This is a genomic window from Listeria rocourtiae subsp. hofi, assembly GCF_963575615.1.
GTDB classification, from domain to species: domain Bacteria; phylum Bacillota; class Bacilli; order Lactobacillales; family Listeriaceae; genus Listeria_A; species Listeria_A hofi.
This window is the reverse complement of sequence record NZ_CAUYTL010000029.1, coordinates 36,919-44,486: the sequence shown is the minus strand read 5'-3', so window position 1 is coordinate 44,486 and position 7,568 is coordinate 36,919. Positions and strand designations below refer to the sequence as shown.

Below are 7,568 nucleotides of genomic sequence, written 5' to 3'. Positions count from 1 at the left end.
GGAGGTGGAGAGATGCATTCACTGCAGAAAACCGAGAAATCGGGCTATTATCAAAAGGATAGGCTGGAAGCCGAAAGGTATGACGAAGCGCATAGTATTCTCTCTGGTGAAATTGGCAGACAAGATGGTGTAGAAAATCTGATAGACAAACTTATCCATCGAGATAATCTGAACCTTGCTTACCAGAAAGTAGTACGTAATAAAGGCGCCGCAGGCATCGATGACATGACAGTGGAAGAACTACTTCCTTATCTGCGGGACAACCGAGAAAATCTAGTAGAACAATTGCGTACAGGAAAATACCAACCGCAACCAGTGAAACGTGTCCTGATTCCAAAAGCAGATGGTGGCAAACGTCAATTAGGTATCCCTTGTGTACTAGATAGGCTGATACAACAAGCGGTGGCACAAATCCTAGAGCCTATCTTTGACCCGTTATTTTCCGATAATAGTTATGGATTCCGCCCAAAACGAAATGCGCATCAAGCCATTCGTAAGGCAAAAAGCTTCTATGAAGCTGGCTACAAATATGTGGTAGATATGGATATGAAGCAATATTTCGATACCGTCCATCATGATAAATTGATGGGATTCATCGAAAAGTATGTGCTAGATAAACAGCTACTATCCTTGATTCGTCGATTTCTACAAAGCGGTGTGATGATTGGTACGGAACGACAAGAAACGGAGAGAGGAACGCCACAAGGTGGCAATCTATCCCCGCTTCTCAGTAATATTTATTTATATGTCTTCGACCAAGAATTACATCGGAGAGGACACCTATTTGTACGCTATGCCGACGACTGCAATATTTATGTGCGTAGTAAACGTGCTGGTGAGCGCGTGATGGCAAGCTGTATTACCTTCTTGGAGAAAGAATTATATCTGCCGGTAAACCGTGATAAAAGCCAAGTAGGAAGTCCAACGAAACGTAAGTTTCTAGGTTTCTGCCTACTACCAACGGCAAATGGCGTCAAGCTACGTCCACATTCTCAGGCGAAGAAACGATTCAAAGAGAAATTAAAGAGGATTACCAAGCGAAATAGAGGCAAAGCTATTGAACAGATATTTCAAGAATTGGATCGCGTGACACGAGGCTGGATAAATTATTACGGCATTGCATCCATGAAGACATTTCTTTCAGAAATAAATGGTTGGTTAAGACGTCGAATCAGACAATATATTTGGAAGCAATGGAAAAGAGTACGAACGAGATTCAGTCGCTTGCGACAACTAGGCACAGATAGGTATCAAGCTTGGCAATGGGCGAATACTCGAAAAGGTTACTGGCGCATTGCGAGCAGTGGCATTTTACATCGTACACTGACAGATAAATACCTCGTATCGATTGGATATAAAGATATCTCCAAAAGATACGAGGCACTACACTCAAGCTATTGAACCGCCGTATACCGAACGGTACGTACGGTGGTGTGAGAGGTCGGAGCCTAACGGCTCCTCCTACTCGATTAATGTGGTAGGAATGCGACTAGAATGAAGAACAGAATCGCGATGACAATGACGAACCAGTTTAGTTCACGCCATTTCCCAGTGAAAATTTTTAAGATTGGATAGGAGATGAAGCCGAAAGCTAGGCCGATTGCAATGCTGGATGTTAGTGGCATTGCAAGAATAACTAGAAATGCTGGGAAGGCTTCGTCCAATGTGTCCCAATCGATTTCCTTAACCGCACCAATCATCATGCTACCAACGATGATGAGGGCGGGTGCCGTGATTGCCGAAATACCGGATACTGCGCCAACAAGTGGTGCAAAGAAGGCAGAAACTAGGAATAATCCTGCAACGGTAAGTGTTGTTAAACCTGTACGTCCACCAGTTGCAACACCAGCAGAGGATTCAATGTAGGCACTTGTTGGTGTTGTACCAAACATGGAGCCAACACTTGTCGCAACAGCATCTGCAAGCAGAGCGTGTTTGGCGTTTGGCAAGCTTTCGCCTTTCATGAGACCAGCTTTTTTTGCAACACCAATCATCGTTCCTGTTGTATCAAAAATAGTGATTAAAAGGAACGAAAGAACAACGCCATAGAGGCTATACGTGACTACATCACCGAATGCGTGGATTGGATTTGTGATGACAAAGTCAGGCATCGATGGTACTTTGACAAAACCGTCGAATTTTAGTTCGCCAGTGAAGAAGGCAATGATTCCAGTTGAAATCATCCCAATGAAAAGTGCTCCTTTAACCCTCAATGCTAAAAAAATTAGCGTAATGAGAAGTCCCACTATTGCTAACAAGGCTTCGGGAGAGTGCAAATCACCTAACCCGACTAGATTGGAGTCGCTTTTTACGATAATTCCTGTCATTCGGAAACCTAGAAAAGCGATAAAAAGCCCGATACCAGCAGTAATCCCTGCTTTTAATGTATGGGGAATCGCTGTGATTAGTTTTTCGCGGAAGGGTGTTAGAGATAGTAGTAAGAAAATAATACCTGCTACGAAAACGGCGGTGAATGCGGTCGCGTAGTCTAATTTTTGCGTTGTGACAACAGTGACAAAATAGGCGTTCATACCAAGTCCAGGTGCAATTGCAATTGGGTAGTTGGCGAATAGTGCCATCCAGAGTGTTCCAATGACCGCTGAGATAATTGTTGCCATAAATACCGTGTCAAAAGGAACGCCTGCCGCTGAAAGGATTGCCGGGTTTACGACGATAATATAGACCATTGTTAAAAATGTTGTAAAACCTGAAATAACCTCTGTTTTGACGTCTGTTCCGTGAGCTTTTAGTTGAAACATGAAATTCCACTCCCTTTTATAGTTAAAAAGATGATTTTTCGTCTCATTACGAACGTTTTAAATCACAATTACAATAATATTCGTTTTTCGGATGAAATGCAAGCTTATTTTAGGAAGTCGTATTCTTTTGAAGGATGAAACTATTTCATATGGTATAATGAAGAGGTCGAAATATGAGAGTTGGAGGAATTTCATGAAAGCATTTGTTTTTGATTTTGATGGGACGATGATTGATACGGAAGCGGTTTGGTTTGACGAAACACAGAAGTATTTGCAGGAACATTATGGTATGAGTTTGCCGATGGATGTGTATGAGAAAGTGGTTGGAAGCACGGATGAGCCTCTTCTTCTTTACATGGCGGAGCAAACGAATGGAAAATTTGATGCGGCGGCTTTTCAGAAATACATAGATTTGCAAGTGCACAATGGCCGTGACAAATTGGAGATGCGTGAAGGGTTTATGCGTTTATTCAATTATGCGAAAGATAATGGCTACAAAATTGGCTTAGCAACGAGTTCAGCACGTGCTTGGGTTGATCCAATTTTAGAGAAGTTTGGAATCTTAGCGGATTTTGAAACGATTCAGACGGCAGATGATGTGGAGGTTATTAAGCCAGATCCGGCGCTTTATCGTCAAGCAGTGGAGGCTCTTGGCGTGAAACCAGAAGAAGCGGTTGCGGTGGAGGATTCGCGAAATGGTTCTTTATCTGCGGTTGGTGCAGGATTACACGTAATTGTTGTAAAAAATGAAGTGACGAAAGGTATAGTTTTCCCGGAAGGCACGAGCGTTTATGATTCATTTGAAGATGTGGATTTGGATGCATTTTTAGCGGGTAAATAGAATCAGAGGAGTGGTTGAAATGATTGAAAACACGATAAAAGAAGTGGAGTTATTTGAACAAATGAAGCATGGTGAGCCGGTGCTTTTTGTAACATCAATTGGCTATATTATTGGTATTACGGATATTCCAGATGAAATTCCACATAGTGTTGTGAAGCTAAAAGATGTGTATATTAATTGTGTTTCGGCTTCACGAGTGAATCGCTTTTCTAAGGGATTGACGATTTCGGTGGATCAAATTATTGGTTTTAATGCGTTGACGGTGGAAGAAATGGACCGGATGGTTACGAATTGGCAGGTATCTATGGCTCCTACGATTGGATAAAAAGGTCTGTGACTTTATTTTTAATAAAGTCACAGACCTTTTTTATTTAAATGAAAAAATCGCCCATATTTTAAATTTCATGTACGTTTTGTTGATTAAAATGTCCAATAATGATATCCTTAGTTAGGAAGGGGTGTTTTTCGTGTACGATGATTTATTTAAAATTATAGAAGGTGGTATAACAAATAATCGCCAAAAAGTTATTAACTACTCAGCAAAATTAGTTGACTATTATGAAGAAAATAGTCAACAAAATGTGGCTAAAAAAATCAGGAAAATAATTCAAGAAAATAACACTCATGTTGCCTCTCTGGATAGTTTATCATCTAAACCGTTTGATAGTGATAGCAAACTAGATATTGTGGATGTAACAGTTCCTAAGGAAAGTAGCGAGGTTTTGATTTTTAATTCTTTAATTGAAAATGAGGTGAGAGATTTTATTTTATCTTATGAAAAAAAAGATGAATTGATTACTCTGGGAATAGAATCAAACAATCACTTGTTGCTTCATGGTCCACCAGGCACTGGTAAAACATCTTTAGCCAGATTTATTAGTTTGCAAGTTGGTTTACCTTTGGTGACAGCGAGACTAGATGGACTTGTATCGTCAATGCTAGGTAGTACATCAAAGAATATAAGAAAGGTGTTTGATTTTGCATCTAGACAACCATGTGTTCTTTTTTTGGATGAATTCGATGTATTGGCAAAAATTAGGGATGATAAAAATGAGTTAGGTGAGCTAAAGCGTGTGGTCAATAGCTTGCTCCAAAATATGGATTCTTTTGATGATAAAAGTATATTAATAGCAGCTACAAATCACTCGCAACTGCTCGATGAAGCTGTATGGAGAAGGTTTGATAAAATCATAATGCTTAGTGCCCCTGGTGCAAACGAGCGGGAGGAAATTATTTTAGAATATTCGGATGTCTTGCCTAATGATTTTTCTATGGATAAGAAAAAAATAAATCGTTTAGTATCTTTAATGGAAGGCTACTCTCCTTCGACAATAAAGTCAATAATTAATACATCAGCTAAAAAAAGTATTGTAAACTCACAATCAGAACTAAAGTATGCTCAAATAATATATGAATTATTCATGAAAAATTCTTCGTATGAGGCATCAAACGATTCACTAATTAAATATCTAAATGAAAATGGTGTAAGCCAAAAAGAAATTTCAAATGTTTTTAGATTTCCAAACAGGCAAGTGAGAAATATTTTAAAGAAAGGTGTGGGAGAGAATGAATAAAGAAAGATATCCAATTATAAAATTTTCACATAGGAAACAAGATAACTTGAGGACTGAAGGAGGTGGAAGTTCTAAGGTTCCATCTTGGGTATTGGATGAACAGCACCTACAAGACAAAAGCCAAGAATTAATATCAGATCTTAATAGTTTAAAGTATCATATAGGGGAATACCCATCACATATTCCTCATGCAATTGAGGTTAGCTTTATAGATGATGCAAAAGCAAAATCGCACCAGAGCCTTATTATTAGTATGTTTAAAGTAAGTCCTGAATCAGGGCAAATTGGTATGTCAGGAGAAAACTCTATACTGGTTAATATGGATTCGGAAATTTCATTGAATAGAGTTATTTCAAATGTACAAGATCTAAACAGATATAGAAATCAAATTTCTGCAATTACTAGTATAAATGTCTATGAACCCAAAATTATTGAGAATAGCGAGATAAATGAAGACGTGTATAAAATGAGTTTTTTGGATTTTCAAGATGCTGAAAAAAATAATGAAATACATGAATATATATTGACTGAATTGAGAGAACACAAAATTACTTTTAATGAAAGGGTTTACAATGAGGAGGAGAAAATAATTGAAATAACGGAACACGAATTTGATAGGCTACAATTTCTTAAAAAATTACCAATTAAGTCATTAGAGCCTATAGAGAAAACTCAATTTCCCTTTCCAGTTATAGACTTTTTAAATGAAGATAAATTGGAAGTTGGTGAGTATAATTCAAATATAAAATATCCGGTAGTGGGCTTATTGGATTCGGGCGTTGCTATTAACAAGTACACAGATGGGTGGGTTATAAAAGGGAGAGGTTGCGCATATAGAGAGGATCAGCTTGATACCAATCATGGTACATTTATTGCAACACTACTAATTCACGGAAATGAGATTAACAATTGTGAAGACTATTCGTTTAAAGGCTGTACTATTATTGATGTTCCGGTAGTGCCTATGGGTGGAATAGATGAAATAACTTTGGTTAATAATATAAGAGATGCGGTGGAACAAAATCCAGAAGTGAATGTATGGAATTTATCGGTTAGCTTAAAAGGAGAAATTGCATCAGATAGATTCTCAAATTTTGCTGTTTCTTTAGATAAAATTCAAGATGAATTCAATGTGATAATTTGTAAGTCGGCGGGGAATGATTCATCATTTTATAACAATGATGAGGCTGGATTATTGAGTGTTGGGGCTGAATCAATAAGGGCAGTGACTGTTGGGTCATTAAATAGGGGAAATGATGAGTATGGTTTTTGTAGAAAAAATTATCCGGCTCCCTACTCCAGAACTGGAAGAGGTCCAGGATTTATTATTAAGCCTGAACTAGTACATTTTGGAGGAGATGTTATTGCTACTGTAGAGAAACCAAGGACAAGAGAAGATTTCCGAGAAGTTAGTGAGATAGGAATTTCTAGTGATGAGCGCTTAGCTACTCATGTTGGTACAAGTTTCTCTACCCCAAAAGTAGCAAAAAATATAGCAGAACTCTCCGAAGGACTTAGAAGTGAGTTTAACCCTTTATTGTTGAAAGCGTTATTAACGCATTCAGCTGGCTATGCTGAAAATTTGAATATTTCTGGAGAAGAGAGATTATTGAAGATGGGGTATGGCAAGCCCTTAAATTCAAGAGATATATTAGTCGCTAGTTCGCCCTATTCCACAACGCTAGTTTTACAGGGGAATTTGAGAAAAGGTGAAAAAATAGATATCATGGATTTCCCCTACCCTAAAAATTTGATTGAGGCTGGTAAATATAAGGGGCAAATAAAAGCAACACTAGTGTACAACAATTTCTTAGAAGCTGATTTAGGGCCAGAGTACTGTCAGTCAGATATTAAATTGAGATTTGGTACCTATTCAGAAAAATTTGATAGGGATTTATCGAAACAGACTATTCTCAATCCGATTGGAAGAAAGAATGCTACGAATTTGTTGAATAAAGGATTGTATAGTAAAAAAATTATTAAAGCCAACGAAAAATATGCAACTGAGAGAATGCTAATTCAATATGGAGATAAATACTATCCAGTCAAAAAATTTGCGGCAGATTTGAGTGAATTAAAGAATTCGGTATCGGAGGAGTCTTTGGATCATAGTAAATCATGGTTTTTATATTTAGAAGGGCAGTATCGGGATTTTATTTTAAAGAAATACGATAGGGAAAGTAAAGTTCTTTCAATGGATTACTGCGTTGTAATAACGATATCAGATCCTGATTATAAAGAAGATGTCTATATGGGAACAATTCGCGAATTGGAATCAAATAACTTTGTATATGATGATATTGAGATTTCAAGTAATATTGATATTAATTTTTAATAATTGATTTTGCATTGAATAATTGGATAGTTCTGAGCAACTTAAAAAGCCGCTAAAGA

General features: G+C 37.7%; 6 protein-coding genes. 5 read left to right on the top strand and 1 reads right to left on the bottom strand.

The window, feature by feature from the left end:
- Window positions 1-12 precede the first annotated feature (12 nt).
- Complete coding sequence (gene ltrA / locus R8925_RS12105) at window positions 13-1,401, top strand: group II intron reverse transcriptase/maturase (RefSeq protein ID WP_430536099.1); 1,389 nt, start codon at window positions 13-15, stop codon at window positions 1,399-1,401.
- Window positions 1,402-1,469: 68 nt separating this feature from the next.
- On the opposite strand, the gene R8925_RS12100 is transcribed toward ltrA, so the two are convergent.
- The gene (locus tag R8925_RS12100; RefSeq protein WP_430536094.1) at window positions 1,470-2,759 is read right to left on the bottom strand and encodes an NCS2 family permease; all 1,290 of its coding nucleotides are present in this window, start codon (window positions 2,757-2,759) and stop codon (window positions 1,470-1,472) included.
- A 193-nt stretch (window positions 2,760-2,952) separates the two neighbouring features.
- Here R8925_RS12100 and R8925_RS12095 point away from each other — a divergent pair, with 193 nt between their 5' ends.
- From R8925_RS12095 to R8925_RS12080, 4 genes are all read left to right on the top strand, one after another.
- Window positions 2,953-3,600, top strand: a complete 648-nt coding sequence (locus R8925_RS12095; protein ID WP_430536093.1) for an HAD family hydrolase — start codon at window positions 2,953-2,955, stop codon at window positions 3,598-3,600.
- 34 nt (window positions 3,601-3,634) lie between these two features.
- On the top strand, window positions 3,635-3,925 hold the full coding sequence (locus tag R8925_RS12090; protein ID WP_430536098.1) for a hypothetical protein: 291 nt from the start codon (window positions 3,635-3,637) through the stop codon (window positions 3,923-3,925).
- A gap of 142 nt (window positions 3,926-4,067) precedes the next feature.
- Window positions 4,068-5,174: an AAA family ATPase gene (locus tag R8925_RS12085; protein WP_430536092.1), complete on the top strand. Its 1,107-nt coding sequence runs from the start codon at window positions 4,068-4,070 to the stop codon at window positions 5,172-5,174.
- Window positions 5,167-7,509: a S8 family peptidase gene (locus tag R8925_RS12080; RefSeq protein WP_430536091.1), complete on the top strand. Its 2,343-nt coding sequence runs from the start codon at window positions 5,167-5,169 to the stop codon at window positions 7,507-7,509. The genes R8925_RS12085 and R8925_RS12080 overlap by 8 nt, the downstream gene beginning before the upstream one ends.
- Window positions 7,510-7,568 lie beyond the last annotated feature (59 nt).

Bases quoted from the DNA above. Each gene is read 5' to 3' on its own strand.
- ltrA (WP_430536099.1), top strand. From the start codon at position 13: ATGCATTCACTGCAGAAAACCGAGAAATCGGGCTATTATCAAAAGGAT.
- R8925_RS12100 (WP_430536094.1), bottom strand. From the start codon at position 2,759: ATGTTTCAACTAAAAGCTCACGGAACAGACGTCAAAACAGAGGTTATT.
- R8925_RS12095 (WP_430536093.1), top strand. From the start codon at position 2,953: ATGAAAGCATTTGTTTTTGATTTTGATGGGACGATGATTGATACGGAA.
- R8925_RS12080 (WP_430536091.1), top strand. From the start codon at position 5,167: ATGAATAAAGAAAGATATCCAATTATAAAATTTTCACATAGGAAACAA.